This is a genomic window from Deinococcus metallilatus, assembly GCF_004758605.1.
GTDB lineage: Bacteria > Deinococcota > Deinococci > Deinococcales > Deinococcaceae > Deinococcus > Deinococcus metallilatus.
In genome coordinates, this window is sequence record NZ_CP038512.1 from 2,409,686 (window position 1) to 2,424,734 (window position 15,049).

The 15,049-nt window shown below is 69.3% G+C and carries 19 protein-coding genes; 11 read left to right on the top strand and 8 right to left on the bottom strand.

Annotated elements, in window-relative coordinates; translation table 11 throughout:
* The first annotated feature begins 64 nt into the window (after positions 1-64).
* On the top strand, positions 65-955 hold the full coding sequence (gene lhpI / locus E5F05_RS17580; protein ID WP_129119943.1) for a bifunctional Delta(1)-pyrroline-2-carboxylate/Delta(1)-piperideine-2-carboxylate reductase: 891 nt from the start codon (positions 65-67) through the stop codon (positions 953-955).
* Between the two features lie 4 nt (positions 956-959).
* On the opposite strand, the gene E5F05_RS17585 is transcribed toward lhpI, so the two are convergent.
* On the bottom strand, positions 960-2,042 hold the full coding sequence (locus tag E5F05_RS17585) for a 3-deoxy-7-phosphoheptulonate synthase (RefSeq protein WP_129119944.1): 1,083 nt from the start codon (positions 2,040-2,042) through the stop codon (positions 960-962).
* A 257-nt stretch (positions 2,043-2,299) separates the two neighbouring features.
* Between E5F05_RS17585 and E5F05_RS17590 the strand changes: the two genes are divergently transcribed.
* The 8 genes from E5F05_RS17590 to mnhG all read left to right on the top strand — a co-directional run bounded on the left by E5F05_RS17590 (position 2,300) and on the right by mnhG (position 9,592).
* Positions 2,300-2,953, top strand: coding sequence for a hypothetical protein (locus E5F05_RS17590; protein WP_129119945.1), 654 nt, complete (start codon positions 2,300-2,302; stop codon positions 2,951-2,953).
* Between the two features lie 159 nt (positions 2,954-3,112).
* A complete protein-coding gene (mbhE, locus tag E5F05_RS17595) occupies positions 3,113-5,473 on the top strand; it encodes a hydrogen gas-evolving membrane-bound hydrogenase subunit E (RefSeq protein ID WP_129119946.1) in 2,361 nt (786 codons plus the stop codon).
* Complete coding sequence (locus E5F05_RS17600) at positions 5,470-5,970, top strand: Na(+)/H(+) antiporter subunit B (RefSeq protein ID WP_129119947.1); 501 nt, start codon at positions 5,470-5,472, stop codon at positions 5,968-5,970. Before mbhE ends, E5F05_RS17600 begins: the two co-directional genes overlap by 4 nt.
* A gap of 430 nt (positions 5,971-6,400) precedes the next feature.
* Positions 6,401-6,847 (top strand): Na+/H+ antiporter subunit C, encoded by a 447-nt coding sequence (locus tag E5F05_RS17605; protein ID WP_129119948.1) that lies wholly within the window; start codon positions 6,401-6,403, stop codon positions 6,845-6,847.
* Positions 6,844-8,382 (top strand): proton-conducting transporter transmembrane domain-containing protein, encoded by a 1,539-nt coding sequence (locus E5F05_RS17610; RefSeq protein ID WP_129119949.1) that lies wholly within the window; start codon positions 6,844-6,846, stop codon positions 8,380-8,382. Before E5F05_RS17605 ends, E5F05_RS17610 begins: the two co-directional genes overlap by 4 nt.
* A complete protein-coding gene (locus E5F05_RS17615; protein ID WP_129119950.1) occupies positions 8,379-8,876 on the top strand; it encodes a Na+/H+ antiporter subunit E in 498 nt (165 codons plus the stop codon). The genes E5F05_RS17610 and E5F05_RS17615 overlap by 4 nt, the downstream gene beginning before the upstream one ends.
* The gene (locus E5F05_RS17620; RefSeq protein WP_034357405.1) at positions 8,873-9,133 is read left to right on the top strand and encodes an MrpF/PhaF family protein; all 261 of its coding nucleotides are present in this window, start codon (positions 8,873-8,875) and stop codon (positions 9,131-9,133) included. The genes E5F05_RS17615 and E5F05_RS17620 overlap by 4 nt, the downstream gene beginning before the upstream one ends.
* Positions 9,134-9,187: 54 nt before the next feature.
* Complete coding sequence (gene mnhG / locus E5F05_RS17625) at positions 9,188-9,592, top strand: monovalent cation/H(+) antiporter subunit G (protein WP_129119951.1); 405 nt, start codon at positions 9,188-9,190, stop codon at positions 9,590-9,592.
* 230 nt (positions 9,593-9,822) lie between these two features.
* Here the strand turns inward: mnhG and E5F05_RS17630 are convergent, their stop codons facing one another.
* Positions 9,823-10,101 carry a hypothetical protein gene (locus E5F05_RS17630; protein ID WP_129119952.1) on the bottom strand — a complete coding sequence of 93 codons (279 nt, stop codon included), beginning with the start codon at positions 10,099-10,101 and terminating at the stop codon, positions 9,823-9,825.
* Between E5F05_RS17630 and E5F05_RS17635 the strand changes: the two genes are divergently transcribed.
* The gene (locus tag E5F05_RS17635) at positions 10,100-10,993 is read left to right on the top strand and encodes a DUF4142 domain-containing protein (protein ID WP_129119953.1); all 894 of its coding nucleotides are present in this window, start codon (positions 10,100-10,102) and stop codon (positions 10,991-10,993) included. The genes E5F05_RS17630 and E5F05_RS17635 overlap by 2 nt on opposite strands.
* Before the next feature lie 62 nt (positions 10,994-11,055).
* On the opposite strand, the gene E5F05_RS17640 is transcribed toward E5F05_RS17635, so the two are convergent.
* Both E5F05_RS17640 and E5F05_RS17645 read right to left on the bottom strand, forming a co-directional pair.
* Positions 11,056-11,364, bottom strand: coding sequence for a hypothetical protein (locus tag E5F05_RS17640; RefSeq protein WP_129119954.1), 309 nt, complete (start codon positions 11,362-11,364; stop codon positions 11,056-11,058).
* Between the two features lie 66 nt (positions 11,365-11,430).
* On the bottom strand, positions 11,431-11,994 hold the full coding sequence (locus E5F05_RS17645; RefSeq protein WP_129119955.1) for a YIP1 family protein: 564 nt from the start codon (positions 11,992-11,994) through the stop codon (positions 11,431-11,433).
* Between the two features lie 157 nt (positions 11,995-12,151).
* Between E5F05_RS17645 and era the strand changes: the two genes are divergently transcribed.
* A complete protein-coding gene (era, locus tag E5F05_RS17650) occupies positions 12,152-13,093 on the top strand; it encodes a GTPase Era (protein WP_129119956.1) in 942 nt (313 codons plus the stop codon).
* 45 nt (positions 13,094-13,138) lie between these two features.
* On the opposite strand, the gene E5F05_RS17655 is transcribed toward era, so the two are convergent.
* From E5F05_RS17655 to E5F05_RS17670, 4 genes are all read right to left on the bottom strand, one after another.
* On the bottom strand, positions 13,139-13,639 hold the full coding sequence (locus E5F05_RS17655; protein ID WP_129119957.1) for a Nudix hydrolase: 501 nt from the start codon (positions 13,637-13,639) through the stop codon (positions 13,139-13,141).
* Positions 13,639-14,151 carry a YfiT family bacillithiol transferase gene (locus E5F05_RS17660; RefSeq protein WP_129119958.1) on the bottom strand — a complete coding sequence of 171 codons (513 nt, stop codon included), beginning with the start codon at positions 14,149-14,151 and terminating at the stop codon, positions 13,639-13,641. Before E5F05_RS17660 ends, E5F05_RS17655 begins: the two co-directional genes overlap by 1 nt.
* Complete coding sequence (locus tag E5F05_RS17665; RefSeq protein ID WP_129119959.1) at positions 14,148-14,477, bottom strand: nucleotide pyrophosphohydrolase; 330 nt, start codon at positions 14,475-14,477, stop codon at positions 14,148-14,150. Before E5F05_RS17665 ends, E5F05_RS17660 begins: the two co-directional genes overlap by 4 nt.
* 65 nt (positions 14,478-14,542) lie before the next feature.
* The gene (locus E5F05_RS17670; protein WP_129119960.1) at positions 14,543-15,034 is read right to left on the bottom strand and encodes a DUF4384 domain-containing protein; all 492 of its coding nucleotides are present in this window, start codon (positions 15,032-15,034) and stop codon (positions 14,543-14,545) included.
* Between the last annotated feature and the right edge of the window lie 15 nt (positions 15,035-15,049).

A 15,049-nucleotide genomic window follows, 5' to 3' on the forward strand; every position in this document is an offset into this window, starting at 1 on the left:
AGCGGGAGAACCGTGGGAAGGAGAAAGTTCAGGGAGGCGCAGGTTCGCGGCGTATCGTGGCCGCGTGCCCCTGCCCCTGCCCGACGCCGCGCAGACCGCCCGTCTGCTGCCCTACCCGCTGCTGGTGGAGGCCCTGCGGACGGCCTGCCTGGAATACGCACGCGGCGAGATCCGCAGCCCGGACCGGCTGGCCCTGCCGCTGGGCAGCGGCGGCGTGATGCTGTCGATGCCCGCCGCCGCGCCGGACCTCGCCTCCCACAAGCTCGTGAACGTCTGTCCGGCGAACCGGGAGCGCGGCCTGCCCACGATCCTGGGCCAGGTGACCGCCTACGATGCCGCGACGGGCGTCCCCCTCTTCATGCTGGACGGCCCCACCGTCACCGCGCGGCGTACGGCGGCGGTGAGCCTGCTGGGGATTCAGGCCCTGCTCGGCACGCCGCGGGAAGTGGGACTGATCGGCACCGGCAAACAGGCGGAAGCGCACGCGCAGGCCATCGCCGCCGTCTTTCCGGAAGCGCGGCTGTGGGTCAAAGGCTCCCGGCTGGAAAGCGCGCAGGCGTTCTGCGAGCGCCTCGGCGGTCCACTCTCCCCCGTTTCCGAGCTTCCCGGCCGCGCCGAGGTGGTCATCACGGCCACCACCAGCAAAGTGCCCGTCTACACGCGGCCCGCCCGGCCCGGGAGGCTGGTCGTCGCGGTGGGGGCCTTCACGCCGGACGCCGCCGAGATCGCCCCGGATACCGTGCGGGCGAGCCGCGTGTACGTGGATGACCCGGCAGGTGCGCGGCACGAGGCGGGCGATCTGCTCCAGGCAGGCGTGGACTGGGCCGGGGTGCATTCCCTCGCGGACGCCCTGACCACGCCGCCGTCAGGCGAGAAACCGCTGCTGTTCAAGACGGTCGGCTGCGCCGCGTGGGACCTGGCGGCCTGCCGGGTGGCGCGGGAGCGGCCGGGCTGAGCGCCTACCCCCCCAGCGCCGCGTGCGCCTCCAGCAGCAGCGCCTCCGTCTCGTCCCAGCCCACGCAGGCGTCGGTGACACTCACGCCGGGGAGCAGAGCCGAGAGGTCGCCGGGGATGGTCTGCTTGCCGGGGCGCAGGTTGGACTCCACCATCAGGCCCTTGATGGCCGCCTGCCCGGCGAGGCGCTGTCCCAGCACGTCGCGCCAGACGAGCGCCTGCCGCCGGTGGTCCGAGCCGCTGTTGGCGTGCGAGCAGTCCACCATGACGGCGGGAGAGAGTCCGGCGGCGCGCATCAGCTCCCCGGCTTCCTGCACGAACTGCGGCGCGTAGTTGGGACCGCCCCGCCCGCCCCGCAGGATCACGTGGCCGTCCGGGTTGCCGCGCGTGTGGACGATGCAGGCCCGCCCGTCGTCGTCCACCGTGAAAAAGGCGTGGGGATGGCTGGCGGCGACGATGGCGTCCACCGCGAGCTTGAGGCCGCCGCCGGTGCCGTTCTTGAAGCCCATCGGGGCGCTGACGGCGCTCGCCATCACGCGGTGGGTCTGGGATTCGGTGGTGCGCGCGCCCAGACAGGCCCAGGCCACGGCGTCGAAGAGGTACTGCGGCGCGAAGGGGTCGAGCAGTTCGGTGGCGACCGGCAGGCCCAACTCCGAGACGCGGATCAACAGCTCGCGGGTGCGGCGCAGGCCCCCGTTCATGTCGTTCGCGCCGGTCATATCGGGATCGATCAGGGGGCCGCGCCAGCCGACGGTCGTGCGCGGCTTGTCCACGTAGACGCGCATCTGGACTTCCAGCCGGTCCCTGACCCGCGCCCGCAGCGCCGCCAGCCGCTCGGCGTACTGGGCGGCCTGCCCGAAATCGTGGACGCTGCACGGCCCGACCACCACCAGCAGCCGGTCGTCGCGGCCGTGCAGGATGTCCTGCGCGGCCCGGCGCCCGGCGAGCACGGTGCGCTCGGCGGCGGCCGTGAGGGGCAGCGCCGTTTTCAGTTCACGGGGCGTGACCAGCGGCGTGAAGCCGGTGACATTCAGGTTCTCGGTGCGGCCAGCCTGGAGGGTGGGCTGTGTTGTGGGGGGCTGGGTCATGGACGGCGTCCTCTCGGAAAAGAACAGGGCCCGGAGGGGAAGGTTCCTCCGGGCGGCGCGGGAGCTGGGGGGCAGCGCTGGCGTCAGGCCCGGAGGAACCTGGGCCAATAAAAAAACGCGGCGCTGAGCGACATGGGCCGAGTGTAGGCCGTGCGAGAGCGGACCGCCGCCGGGCCGTCTAGCCGGGCCTGACGGCAGCCTTCATGCGCGCCGCAACTGGGGGAACCCCGCTGGCCGCCACCCCGTACTCTGAGGGGATGAAACGCTCTCTGGCCCTGATGCTCACCACCCTCGCGCTCGCGACCGGTGTGGCGGACGCCGCGCGCCGCAGCGGTGGGGGCTTCGGTGGCAGCCGCAGTTCCGGGGGGTACAGCGCGCCCCGGTATACGCCCCGCACGACCACGCCCCGGTACATTCCCCCCAGCAACACCTACACCGCGCCGCGCACCCCCTCCCCCTCCACCCGCACGCCCAGCACCACGCAGCGCAGCACCGCCAGCAGCGGGGCGAGCGCCGCGAACCGGGCCGCCGCCGCACGGGTGACGCCCTCGCAACTGAACAGTTGGAAGAACGTGAATCTCCCGGCGGGGGTCCCGCGCAGCGCCATCACCTACAGCGCGACCAAAAGCGCCCAGTATCCCTACCAGCTCTCGCCCGGGCGCTACTTTCCCTACCCGCAGAGCTACTACCGCAGCCACGGCATCGGCTCCGACATCCTCAAATACGCGCTCATTTTTACGGCGGTGAGCAGCATCGCCAATGCGGTGAACGGCCCGAACGTGATCGTGAATGGCGGGATGCCGGGAACCGTGGTGACGCAGCCGCAGGGACCGAACCTGTGGACCTATGCGGGCGTGGGCTTTCTGGCCGCTGCGGCCGGGTGGTTCCTGCTGGGCCGCCGTCGGCGCTAGATCCCTGCCCTCTCCGCCCGCTACCCGCGGAGGTCTGTCGGCCGCCTGATCTCCAGCAGGACCGGAGTGTGACCGCGCACACCTCACATTCTCCAGAACGTCCGGGCGTGGTGTTATTGGGGGGATGACGAGACGCCTGACCCTGCGAGTCGGTGGGCCATGACGCTCGCCGTGTTCCTGCCCTTCCTGCTCTCGGCGCTGGCCGCCTGGCTGGGGCCGCGCCTGGGCCGCCGCACTGGATACGCAGCGGCGCTGGCCTTTGTGCCCGCGCTGCTGCTGGCCTTTCCCCTCGCGGGGATGCCGGGGGCCGCGCCTGCCCTGGAAGTCACCCGCTGGGTGCCGGACCTGGGGCTGAACCTGGCCTTCCGGGGCGACGGGTTCTCGCTGCTGTTCGCCGTGCTGATCGGCGTCATCGGAACGCTGGCGAGCCTGTATTCGGTGGCGTACCTGTCGGACCGGGAAAGGTTCGGGCGCTTCTATGCCTACCTGCTGCTCTTCGGCGGCTCGATGCTGGGGCTGGTCCTGAGTGACAACCTGCCAGCGCTGTTCGGCTTCTGGGAGATGACCAGCGTGACGAGCTTCCTGCTGATCGGGCTGTGGCACACCCGCGCGGCGGCCCGCGACGGCGCGGTGAAGGCCTTTCTGGTGAGCGCGCTGGGGGGCCTGGGCCTGCTGGCGGCGGTGTCGCTGATCGGCATCGCGGGGGGGAGCACTTCCCTCTCGGGGCTGGACGTGGCGGCGCTGCGGGCCTCGCCCCTGTTCACACCCGCGCTGCTGCTGACGCTGCTGGCGGCCTTCACCAAGAGCGCGCAGCTTCCCTTCCACCTCTGGCTGCCGACGGCGATGGAAGCCCCCACGCCCGTCTCGGCCTTCCTGCACTCGGCCACGATGGTCAAGGCGGGCGTGGTGCTGGTCGCCAAATTCGGTCTGCTGTTCGGCACCTCGCCGCTGTGGTCCGGCATCATCGTGCCGCTGGGTCTGGCGACACTGGTCTGGGGTGCCTGGCTGGCACTGCGGCAGACCGACCTCAAGGCGCTGCTGGCGTATTCCACCGTCTCGCAACTGGGCCTCCTGATGAGCCTGTACGGTCTGGCCCAGGCGGAGGGCAACTTCGCCGGGACCGCGCACCTGCTGAACCATGCGGCCTTCAAGGCGGCGCTGTTCTTCGTGGTGGGCATCATCGACCATGAGACGGGCACGCGGGAGGTTCCTTTGCTGGGCGGCCTCCGAAAGGCGCTGCCAGTGACGTTCGTGGTCGCCCTCCTCGCCGCCTTCAGCATGGCGGGACTACCGCCATTGGGGGGCTTCATCAGCAAGGAGCTGTTCTACGAGACGATGCTGCATCAGGGACCGCTGTTCATCGTGGTCGCGGTGGTCGGGAGTGCGCTGACCTTCGCGTACACCTTCCGGCTGCTGCGGGTGTTCGTGGGGACGCCGCGTGTCCCGGAAGGCGCGCGCCCGCACGAGGCCCCGCCCGGCCTGACGCTGCCCGCCGCGCTGCTGGCCGGGATCGCGCTGCTCTTTGGCGTGTGGCCTGCCAGTGCGGAGGCACTGACGCGGACGGCGCAGGCGGCGCTGAATTTCGCGGGCTACCGGGAGCATCTGGCGCTGTGGCACGGCGTCACGCCCGCGCTGCTCGCCACGGGGCTGACCTGGGCGCTGGGGGCACTGCTGGTGTGGCAGGCGGGACGGGTGGCCGCCCTGCAACGCCGCCTCACGCCGCGCACAAACGCGAACACGGTGTATTACGCCCTGCTGGAGAACGTCAACGTTTTCGCCACCTGGCTGATCTCGCGCACGCAGGGGCTGGCGCTGCCGGACCAGCTCCGCGTCATGCTGGTCGCCGCCGCCGTGATCGCGGGCTACGCCGTGCTGCGCGCGCCGCAGGTGTTTCACCCCTTCGGGCACCTGCCGCTGGGCGTGCTGCCCATCGCGGCGCTGCTGGTGGCGGGGGCGGTCGGCGTGCTGCTGGCGCGCAACCGGCTGACGGCGGTCGTGGTGACGGGCCTGACCGGGTTCGGGAGTGCCGCCGCCTTCCTGGCCCTGCGCGCGCCCGACCTCGCGCTCACGCAACTGCTGGTGGAGGCGGTGACGGTGATCCTGTTTCTGCTCGCCTTCCGCTACCTGCCCGGCGGGCGGGACCTGGGGCGCTCGCGCTGGCGGCTGCGGCTGGACGTGCTGCTGGCCGGGCTGGCGGGCATCGGGGCCACGCTGCTGGTGCTGTCCAGCGTGCGCTTTCTGGCGCCCCCCATCTCGCCCTACTACCTGGCGAACAGTTACAGCGGAGGCGGCGGCAAGAACGTGGTGAACGTGCTGCTGGTGGACTTCCGCGGCTTCGACACGCTGGGCGAGATCACGGTGGTCGGCATGGTCGCGCTGGCGGTGCTGGCCCTGGTCCGCCTGGGCAAACGGGGACGCACCGTGACCGCGCCGGAAGCCCTCCCCCCGGAAGGTCCGCCGCCCGAGGACCTGACGCCCACGGTCCAGCACCCCACAGCCTCGCACAAGGAGCCCGTATGAGTCCCAGACACAAGAAACCGGCTCCGGTTCCGACGACCGGCAGCAGCCCAACGACCGCGCTGCTCGCCAACGACCCGATTCTCCGCACCGTGAGCCGCGCGGTCTTCGCGCTGGTGCTGCTGTTCGCCTTCCTGCTGCTGTGGCGCGGGCACAATGCCCCCGGCGGCGGCTTTATCGCGGGGCTGATGACGGTCTGCGCGCTGATCCTGCACCGCATCGCCACCGGCACCAGCGCGCTGCGGGTGGACCCCATCCGGCTGGTGCCGTGGGGCCTGGCCCTGGCCTTCGTCACCGGTCTGGTGCCGTACCTGCTGGGCAAACCTTTTCTCAAGAGCGCCTTCGGGTACATCACCACGCCCCTGACCGGCGAGTTCGAGTGGGCCAGCGCCCTGCTGTTCGACTTCGGCGTGTATCTGGCCGTGGTCGGTGCCAGCCTCGCCATCGCCTACGCGCTGATCGACGTGGACCCGCAGGAGCGGGTGGAGGGGGATCAGTGAGAGGGGGCAGCTTTCAGCTTTCAGCCGTCAGCCTTCAGCGGGGGCATGGGGCAAACGTTGCGCTGCGGGACTGGGGGATCTGGGCCGAACGTGGCTCTGGGATGCCAGGCCCGTTCACCCCCTCTCCTGCGGAGCTTTACAAGTCCCAGCCTCTCCCCTCAAGACGCTTGATGTGCATTACAGGGCTGGCGGATAGGACAAGCAGGAGCGTTTTTCTCGTCTGGCACGAGGGCGAGCTACGCCCGCCACCCCTCTCCCGCAAGGGGAGAGGGAGCAAAAAGCCCATCCAAGGCAGCAACTTTCTATTGCACATCAGGCGTTCAAGGGGGAGGAGCAAGAAGCTTTCTCACACCCACACGCCCGCACCTTCTAACTCGCATCAGCCTCAAGCCTTCTGCCTGCCGCTCTCTGCCCCGCCGGAGGCCCGCTGATGGAAGCCCTCTTCTCCATCCTGATCGGCCTGCTGGTCGCGGCGGGGGTTTTTCTGCTGCTGTCGCGCAAGATTGTGCGGGTGGTGCTGGGCCTGTCCTTTATCGGGTACGCGGGCAATCTGGCGATTCTGACGGTGGCGGGGCTGCGGCAGGACAATCCGCCGCTGCTGACGCTGCCGGGGCCGTACATGGACCCGCTGCCCCAGGCGCTGATCCTGACCGCCATCGTGATCGGCTTCGCGACGACGGCGCTGCTGCTGACGGTCGCGCTGCGGGCCTATCAGGTGTCGGGGCACGACAACGTGGCGGCCTTCGGGGACAATCTGGCGCGGGACCCTCACACCGGGGAAGGCAGGTCCGCCGACCCGGAACACCAGGGGCCGGACCTGCCCGACCTGATCCACTCGGACCCGGAGGAACCCGAGCGGCCCGGAGGTCAGCCGTGAGTGGCCTCTCCTGGTTGCCGCTCGCCCCGTTCGTGACCTCGCTGGGCTTCGGGCTGCTGCTGCTGTGGCCTGCGGGGCGAAAGGTAAGGGTGGCGCTGTCCTTTGTGGGGACGCTCGCCACGCTGGCCTTTGCCGCCGGGCTGCTGCTGGCGACGGCCGACGGGACCGTGCTGGTGAGTGAGCTGGGGGGCTGGCGCGCGCCCTTCGGCATCGTGATGACTGCCGACCGCCTGGCCGCCTGGATGAGTCTGCTGGCGGCGTTGAGCGCGCTGCTGGCCGTCTGGCAGGCCGCCGCCGATCCCGACCCCGTGCGCGAGAAGTATCACCTGTTCGCGCTGATGCAGTTCCTGTTCGCGGGCGTGCAACTGTCGTTTTTGACCGGGGACCTCTTCAATCTGTTCGTGGCCTTCGAGGTGATGCTGGTCGCCAGCTACGCGCTGACCGTGCTGGGGTCCACCCGCGAGCAACTGCGCGAGGGCTTCCGCTACATCGTGATGAATCTGGCAGCGTCGTCGCTGCTGGTCGTGTCCTGCGGGCTGGCCTACGGGGTGCTGGGCACGCTGAACTTCGCGCACCTCGCGCAGCGGGCGGCCACCCTCGGGCCAAATGCCACCGTGACCAGTGTGGCCGTGCTGCTGCTGATCGTGTTCGCGGCCAAGGGCGCGCTGTTTCCGCTGGGCTTCTGGCTGCCGGGCACCTACCCGGCGCTGCCGCCCGCCGTGGGCACCTTCTTCGCGGCGGTGCTGACGAAGGTCGGCGTCTACGCCCTGATCCGCGTCTTCACCACCGTCTTCACGCAGGAACCGGAGCTGCCGCATTCGCTGCTGCTGCTACTGGGCAGCGTCACCATGTTGTACGGCGCGTTCGGGATGGTGTCGCAGCGCGAGTGGCGGCCGATCCTGTCCTTCACGGTGATCGGTAGCGTCGGCTACCTCGCCTTCGGGCTGGGGGTCGGGACGCCGGAGGCCGTGCGGGCCAGTGTGGCCTATCTGGCCGTGAGCGTCGTGGTGACCACCGCGCTCTTTGCCATTGCCACCGTCGCGGAGCGGGCGACCGGCACGCGGCTGGTGCGGGCGCGCGGGATGCTGGAGTTCCTGCCGCTGCTGGCCGCCTGCTTCCTGCTGTGCGCGCTGACGGTAGCGGGCCTGCCGCCTTCCGGGGGCTACGTCGCCAAGTACGCGCTGGTGCGGGCGGGGCTCGCGCAGGGGTCGCCCCTCGCATTGCTGGCGGTGGTCAGTGCGCTCGTCGGCAGTCTGGTCACGCTGTACGCGATGCTGAACGTGTGGCGCGGCTTTTTCTGGGGCAAGCATCCCACCTGGCTGCCGGTGTACCGCGTCTCCCGGCCCCTGCACGCCGCCGCCTACGCTGCCTCAGCGCTGGTGGCGGGCCTGACCCTCTTCGCGGGGCCGATCTTCGCGCAGGCGGGGGCGACCGCCGCCGAACTCAGCATCCCACAGCGGTATATCCGGGGCGTGCTGGGGGACCAGCCGGTGGTGATCCCGCCCGCGCCGACCGGAAAGGAGACGCGGCCGTGAACGGCTTCACGCTCAATCTGCTGCTGGCCGTCGTGTGGATGCTGTTCGTGGGCGAGGTCAGCCTGCGGGAACTGGTGGTCGGGTTCCTGCTGGGCTTCGGCATCCTGGCGGTGTTTCCCCGCGCGCTGGGCAGCGGGGGGTATGTGGGTCGCAGCCTCGCCGTGCTGGGCTTTGTCGGCTTCTTCCTGCGGGAACTGACGGTGGCGAACGTCCACATGGCGCTGCTGGCGCTGCGGCCCCACCCCCGGCTCAATCCCATGATCGTGGCCGTGCCGCTGCGGCTCCAGGGCGACGTCGCCCAGACCCTGCTGGCCGCCGTGATCGCCCTGATGCCCGGCACGGTGGCGATGGGCTTCAGCGCGGACCGCCGCACCCTGTACGCCCACGCCATCGGCAGCGCCACCCCGCAGGCCGCCCGCGACAGCATCACGCGGGTGGAAGACCGCCTGCTGCGCGTCACCTCGCCCCAGCCCCTTTCGGAGGAACCGGCATGATCATCAACCTGGCGCTCGGCATCGTGACCCTCTCGGTCCTGCTCGTCACCGTCCGCGTGCTGCGCGGCCCCTCCTGGGGGGACCGCATCATGGCCTTCGACTTCCTGAGCGTGAATCTGGTCGTGCTGTTCGCCCTGATCGCCGTCAAGACCCGGTTGATCGTGGTGCTGGACGCCGCCCTGGTCCTCAGCCTGCTGGGCTTCCTGTCCACCGTGGCCTTGACGCGCTACCTGCTGCTGGGGAGGGTGATGAAGTGAAGCGGTCAGCCGTCAGCGATCAGGCGTCAGCCAGCCCTCGCCTGGGGGCCGCCCGTGGCTGACTTCTCTCCCCTGCGGGACGTTCCTATCCTGATCGGGGCGTTTTTCGTCCTGACGGCGGCAATTGGTCTGATGCGCTTTCCCGATCTGTACGCGCGGCTGCACGCGAGCAGCAAGCTGGTCACGCTCGGCTCGGCGGGCATCTTCCTGGGAGCAGCGCTGGAACTGACGGACGCGGCGGCCTTTACCCGGCTGGCGGCGGTGCTGCTGTTTCACTTCCTGACCACGCCGCTGACGGCCCACTTGATCGCCCAGGCCGCCTATCTGCGGGGCCTGCCGCCCCTCCTGGGCGAAGGCGGGAAGCGCGGCCTCGACGAATGGGGCGCGCTCGGTCAGGCCGGGCAGGTCGCCCACGCCGACCACGAGGCGCAGCGGGCAATGACGGCCGAGGACGGTTAGGCCCTCCGGCCCGGTGAGGCGGCGGGCCGGGGAGCCAGAAGGAAGATGAACGGCCCGATAACGCCGATTTACCGCATTCAAGGAGAGGGATTCAAAGCGGCGGGAAAGCCCCTGCCGTCCTTTCACTCGGCCCGGCGCCCCACCCCCCAGGATGAAGCGGTCGGGGCGTCCCTGGGGTCCGCTGACGGCTGAACCCCCGGTTCCTACCGCCTGACGCCCACCGGAGGAGACTATATGAGACAGGCATCGGCTTTCAGTTGGAGCGCCGCCGTCCTGGGGGTCGCGCTGACCCTGGGGACTTCCACGCTCGCCCAGCAGGGCGGGACGACCAATACGACCCCGCCCGGAACAACGACGGCACCATCAGGGACACCGGGGACGACCACCCCGTCCACCTCCTCCACCCCTTCAACGTCCACCACGACGCCTTCCGCCGCGACCTCCCCCAGCATGGTCTGCGGGCTGACGGGCACGACGGGGACGACGAGGACGACGACCCCTGGAGGCATGGGCACCACCAACACGGGCGGCAACACTGCCGGGAACATGACCGGGGGCACCCAGAGCGGAACCACCGGTACGGCGGGCACCGGCAACACCAGCACCGGAAATGGCATGGGCGGAACGTCCGGGGCCGGAACCTCCGGCACGACCGGCACTACGGGCAACACCGGGAGCACCGGCAACATGGGGAGTACCGGCAGCACCTCCACCTCGGGCGCCGGAACCTCCGGGACGGCCACGGGCGGCACCTCCACCAGTGGGACGTCCACCCAGACCGGCAGCGGCAACACGGGCACTGGAACCGCCACGGGAGGAACGTCCGGCAGCGGAAGCACAACCAATACGGGCGGCACTACGGGCAACATGGGCAACGCCGGGAATACCGGCAACATGGGGAGCACCAGCGGCACTTCCACTTCGGGAACGGGCACCTCGGCCCGCCTGAGCAGCACCGACACCTGCTTTATCCAGCAGGCGGCGATGAGTGACATGTTCGAGATTCAGTCGTCGCAGGTGGCGGAGAGCCGGGCCAGCAGCGCGAACATCAAGAGCTTCGCCAAGCAGATGATTCAGGACCACACCAAGGCCAGCCAGGCCCTGAAGAGCGTCGCCAGCAAGCTCGGCGCGACGGTGCCCACCACGCTCAGCGGCCCCAAGACCCAGATTCTCACCACGCTGCGGGGGCAGCAGGGCAACACCTTCGACCGCACCTACATTGACGCACAGGTGATGGCGCACGAGCAGGCCGTGAATCTCTTCAGAGACTATATCGCCTGGAGCCTGCGTTCGGGCGGCAACGCGAGCCTGCGCGCCCACGCGACCCAAACGCTGCCGGTGCTGCGCGAACACCTCCAACGCGCCATGAACCTGCAAAAGGCGATGGCCAAGACCAAGTAAAGCGTTGCAAGGAGCAGAGGGCGGGAGCGTTCCCATGCCCTCTGCCCTTTGCCCTCGTTTCCCTACTCCCCACCGATCCGCCGCAGGTTCTCGACCCGCCCGGCGAGGTCGCCCAGGCCCAGGCTGCGGAGGGCTTTCGTACTGCGCTGCACGCCTGCCTCGTCCACACGGTTCTGGTTCCAGCCCGCGATCAGCATGGCGCAGCCTTGCAGGGCCTCCGCGACGCTCTCCTTGTGGAACATCGCCGCGAGATTGCCGGGCTGCTCGGGTCTGGTCTGCTGCACCTGCGCCTGCACGTCCAGCACCACCTGCATGAACACCTGATCGAGACGCGCCCGGTCATCTGGGGAGATGTTCTTATCCTGGGTCATGGGCGCAGTCTAGAGGGACGAAGAAAGGTGGGGGCCTCTGCCACCCCCACCTGCGGCTCTCGCCCCTCAGACACCCAAGATCAGGCGGACAAGCAGGTAACCGACCACCCAGTTCGCCACACCGGAGAGAATCAGCGTAACGGCGGAACTCATGGTGTCGCGCAGGTTCATGCTGGACTGCACCGCCAGGTACCCGAAGAAGATCAGCAGGGCGGCGATCAGGATGGGGATCAGCACGTTCAGAATCGGAATCCAGCCCAGCAGCGTCCCGATGATGCTGAGCGGCACGTAGAACAGCGCGAAGGTATACGCGACTTCCGGATAGGTGCCGGTGCCCCGGAACAGCGACCGCCCGATCAGGTAGACCAGGCCGGTAAAGATGCCGAACTGGACCGGAAGCGCGATCAGGCGCGTGATGAACTGCCCAATCACGGTCACGTCGCGGTGAAAAGGCGCGAACAGGGCCCCGATCACGGCCGACACCAACGCCGCCAGCAGCACGTAGATGAAAGCCTGCTTGGTCCCCCCACGCCGCTCGAACAGCTCGAAGGTGGCCGGACTGGGCCGTGACAGGACCGCTATGCTCTGACCGAACATGTCCGAGAGGCTGGCTTGGAGAGGGTTCGTCATGCTCCAGGGTACGGGTGAGAGGGCCACGCCGTTCCAGGCCACCGGCAAGGATGAAGGGAAGATGAACCGGGAGAATTGCCTCCCGTCCTGAAGCGGGTGGGGCCACAAGGCGGGTGCAGAACGGTTGCCGCCGCGTCCCCGTGAGACAATCAGCCCCATGACCGATCAGATTCCCTCTCCCGAGTCCGGCGAGACGCAGCCCCCTAGTGAGACACACAGCGGGTTCGTCGCCATCGTCGGCAAGCCGAACGTCGGCAAGAGCACGCTGCTGAACGCCTTCCTGAACACCAAGGTCGCGCCGACCAGCCCGCGGCCGCAGACCACCCGCCGGGGCGTGCGCGGCATCTACAGCACCGACACGCACCAGATCGTCTTCGTGGACACGCCCGGCCTGCACAGGCCCAAGGACGCGCTGGGCAAGTACATGAACCAGGAGGTCCACAGCGCCCTTGCGGACGTGGACGCGATTCTCTGGGTGGCGGACCTGCGCCACCCGCCCACCGAGGAAGACGAACTGGTGGCCCGCCAGGTGCGCGACCTGCCCAAGCCCCTCTTTTTGATCGGCAACAAGACCGACGCCGCCAAGTACCCCGACGAGGCGATGAAGCTCTACCGCGCGCTGCTGGAGGGCCGCACGGGCGAGACGCACGACCTGATGCTCAGCGCGCAGAACAATCCGCAGGCGGTCGCCACGCTGCGCGAACAGGTGCTGGACACCCTGCCCGAGAACCCCTTCTTCTTCCCGCGCGGCAGCGCGTCGGATCAGACCCGCGAGCAGTGGGCCGCCGAGATCATCCGCGAGGAAGCGATGAAGAAGCTGCGCGACGAACTGCCCTATGCGGTCGCCACCCGCGTCACGAGCTGGACCGAGCGCGAGGACGGCCTCCAGCGCATCGAGGCCGAGATCATCGTGGAGAAGAACGCCCACAAGGGCATGGTGATAGGCGCGGGCGGCAAGATGCTGCGCGAGATCGGCCAGGCGGCCCGCAAGCAGCTTGAGGTCTTCCTCGACCGCAAGGTCTTCCTGGGCCTGGAAGTCATCGTGATCCCCGGCTGGCGCGAGGACGAGGAGGCGCTGCGCGAACTGGGGTACGAGTAAAGCCGTCAGCCGACAGTGGTCAGCTTTCAGCAGAGGGGCGGGCGCTCAGGCGTTCGCCCCTGCGGCTTCCGACCCTACACGCAGCCTCGTCCACTCCCGCAGCGCATCCTCGCAAAAGAGTTTGGTCTGGGACATGCGAATCTGCCCGGCCTCGTACAGCGCGGCGAACTCCTCGCGGCTGACATAACGGGCCTCGGCCACCTCGTGCGCGAAGGTGGGCCTGGGGGTCTGCCCGGGGAGCGGTTCGGCCAGCCAGACGGTGCGGAGGATGTGGACTCCGTCCGGAAAGCGGCCCAGGTAAGCGTTCAGGAACTTCACCAGGCGCACGCGCAGGCCGGTTTCCTCGCAGGCCTCTCGCAAGGCGGTGTCCTGCGGGTTCTCGCCCTCCTCCACACTTCCGGAAGGGATATGCCACAGCCCAGCTTTGGCCGGTTGATCCGGCGCTCCCAGCTCCCGCACCAGCAGGATGTCGCCGCCTTCATTCAGGATGACCACGCCGCTCGCGCGTAGGGTCACGGGCACGTGCATCTTCTCGCCGTACTGCATCAGCCCGTCACCTGCCGGATATGGGCCAGGTGATGCCGCCCGTGCCAGGCGTACATGGCGGCCAGCGTATCCACCGTGAAGGTCTGTCCCTGCGCCGGGTGGGTCCATTCCCGCGCCCACTGTCCGGGCGTGAGGGCGTCCAAGAGCGCGGCCCAGCGCGTATGCAGCCCGTCCAGCAGGCTCAGGCTGGGTTCGAGCGGCAGGCGGGTGTCGGGCAACTCGGCCCAGTCCCCCTCCTCGTAGGGTTTCACGGTGGGGTTGTCCTCGGTCAGCGCCAGCTTCAGGCGCACCAAGGCGTTGAGGTGGCTGTCCGCGAGGTGATGCACCACCTGCCGCACGGTCCAGCCGCCCTCGCGGTAGGGCGTCTCCAGCAACGTGTCCGGCTGGCCTTCGACCAGCGCGCGCAGTTCGGCGGGCAGGGCCCGGATCGCCTGGACCGCCTCTGACCGCTCCTGCGGCGTGAGGGCGAGGCGTTGTGGCATGGGTCCGAGGGGATAACGCGCGTCCGTCATTCCCCCGCCTCCTTGCGCGTCCACCGCTGTGCGTCGCGCGTCTCGATCTTCTGCATCATGCGCTCGAAGCCGCGTTCCAGGCTCAGACCGCGCTCGTTCGCCAGACAGATCATCACGAACAGCAGGTCGGCCAGTTCCATCTCCAGGTCGCCCGCGTCCTCGCCGGGCTTGGGCGTCTTGCCGTGCTGGTGGGCCAGAACGCGGGCAATCTCGCCGGTTTCCTCCGTCAGACGGGCGAGCAGCAGCAGCGGCGGGAAGTAGCCTTCCTCGAACTGGCCGATGTAGGCGTCCACGCGCCGCCGGGCTTCCTCGAAGGTCAAACTCATGCGTCCCAGGGTAAGAGAAAACCAGCCGCGCGGGGGCGACTGGCTGAAGGCTGAGCGTTGGCCGCTTACCGGATGTAGAAGTACGTCTCCTGCACGTCCCGGTCGGCCTGCGCGTAGGGCTGCACGTACTGCGTGGTCACGGTGTTCCAGCCATTGACGTCGTACACGCCGCTCAGCACCAGATCGGTGGTCGGGCGCACGCGGGTGAAGATCGCGCGGACGCGCTGGAGGCCGGTCGGCGGCGCGACGTTGTAGGTCACGGCGTCCTGCGCGCGCGGGAAGACGGTGGTGCCCGCCGGGACGTAGGCGTTGCGAATCAGCGTGCTGGCATAGCCGTTGGGCTGGAGCGCCACCAGCGTGACGTAGCCGGGGGCACGGGTGGTGACGCTGATCCGCACCGGCTCCCCGATGTAGTAGGTGGCGCCCGCACCCCGGTCGGGGCGGACATCGGCAATCAGGTTGCTGCTGCTGCCCACCAGGCCCAGATTCGAGCGAACGGAGACGGTGCAGGCGCTCAGCCCCAGGGCGAGCGCGCCAAGCAGAAGAGCAGGACGCATAGAGTCAGCATAGTC

Excerpts from the sequence above, each read along its gene's own strand:
- E5F05_RS17670 (WP_129119960.1), bottom strand. The coding sequence starts at position 15,034 with ATGCGTCCTGCTCTTCTGCTTGGCGCGCTCGCCCTGGGGCTGAGCGCC.
- era (WP_129119956.1), top strand. The coding sequence starts at position 12,152 with ATGACCGATCAGATTCCCTCTCCCGAGTCCGGCGAGACGCAGCCCCCT.
- E5F05_RS17630 (WP_129119952.1), bottom strand. The coding sequence starts at position 10,101 with ATGCCTCCAGGGGTCGTCGTCCTCGTCGTCCCCGTCGTGCCCGTCAGC.
- E5F05_RS17645 (WP_129119955.1), bottom strand. The coding sequence starts at position 11,994 with ATGACGAACCCTCTCCAAGCCAGCCTCTCGGACATGTTCGGTCAGAGC.
- E5F05_RS17585 (WP_129119944.1), bottom strand. The coding sequence starts at position 2,042 with ATGACCCAGCCCCCCACAACACAGCCCACCCTCCAGGCTGGCCGCACC.
- E5F05_RS17660 (WP_129119958.1), bottom strand. The coding sequence starts at position 14,151 with ATGACGGACGCGCGTTATCCCCTCGGACCCATGCCACAACGCCTCGCC.
- E5F05_RS17665 (WP_129119959.1), bottom strand. The coding sequence starts at position 14,477 with ATGAGTTTGACCTTCGAGGAAGCCCGGCGGCGCGTGGACGCCTACATC.
- mbhE (WP_129119946.1), top strand. The coding sequence starts at position 3,113 with ATGACGCTCGCCGTGTTCCTGCCCTTCCTGCTCTCGGCGCTGGCCGCC.
- E5F05_RS17620 (WP_034357405.1), top strand. The coding sequence starts at position 8,873 with ATGATCATCAACCTGGCGCTCGGCATCGTGACCCTCTCGGTCCTGCTC.
- E5F05_RS17635 (WP_129119953.1), top strand. The coding sequence starts at position 10,100 with ATGGGCACCACCAACACGGGCGGCAACACTGCCGGGAACATGACCGGG.
- E5F05_RS17600 (WP_129119947.1), top strand. The coding sequence starts at position 5,470 with ATGAGTCCCAGACACAAGAAACCGGCTCCGGTTCCGACGACCGGCAGC.
- E5F05_RS17640 (WP_129119954.1), bottom strand. The coding sequence starts at position 11,364 with ATGACCCAGGATAAGAACATCTCCCCAGATGACCGGGCGCGTCTCGAT.
- E5F05_RS17605 (WP_129119948.1), top strand. The coding sequence starts at position 6,401 with ATGGAAGCCCTCTTCTCCATCCTGATCGGCCTGCTGGTCGCGGCGGGG.
- E5F05_RS17590 (WP_129119945.1), top strand. The coding sequence starts at position 2,300 with ATGAAACGCTCTCTGGCCCTGATGCTCACCACCCTCGCGCTCGCGACC.
- E5F05_RS17655 (WP_129119957.1), bottom strand. The coding sequence starts at position 13,639 with ATGCAGTACGGCGAGAAGATGCACGTGCCCGTGACCCTACGCGCGAGC.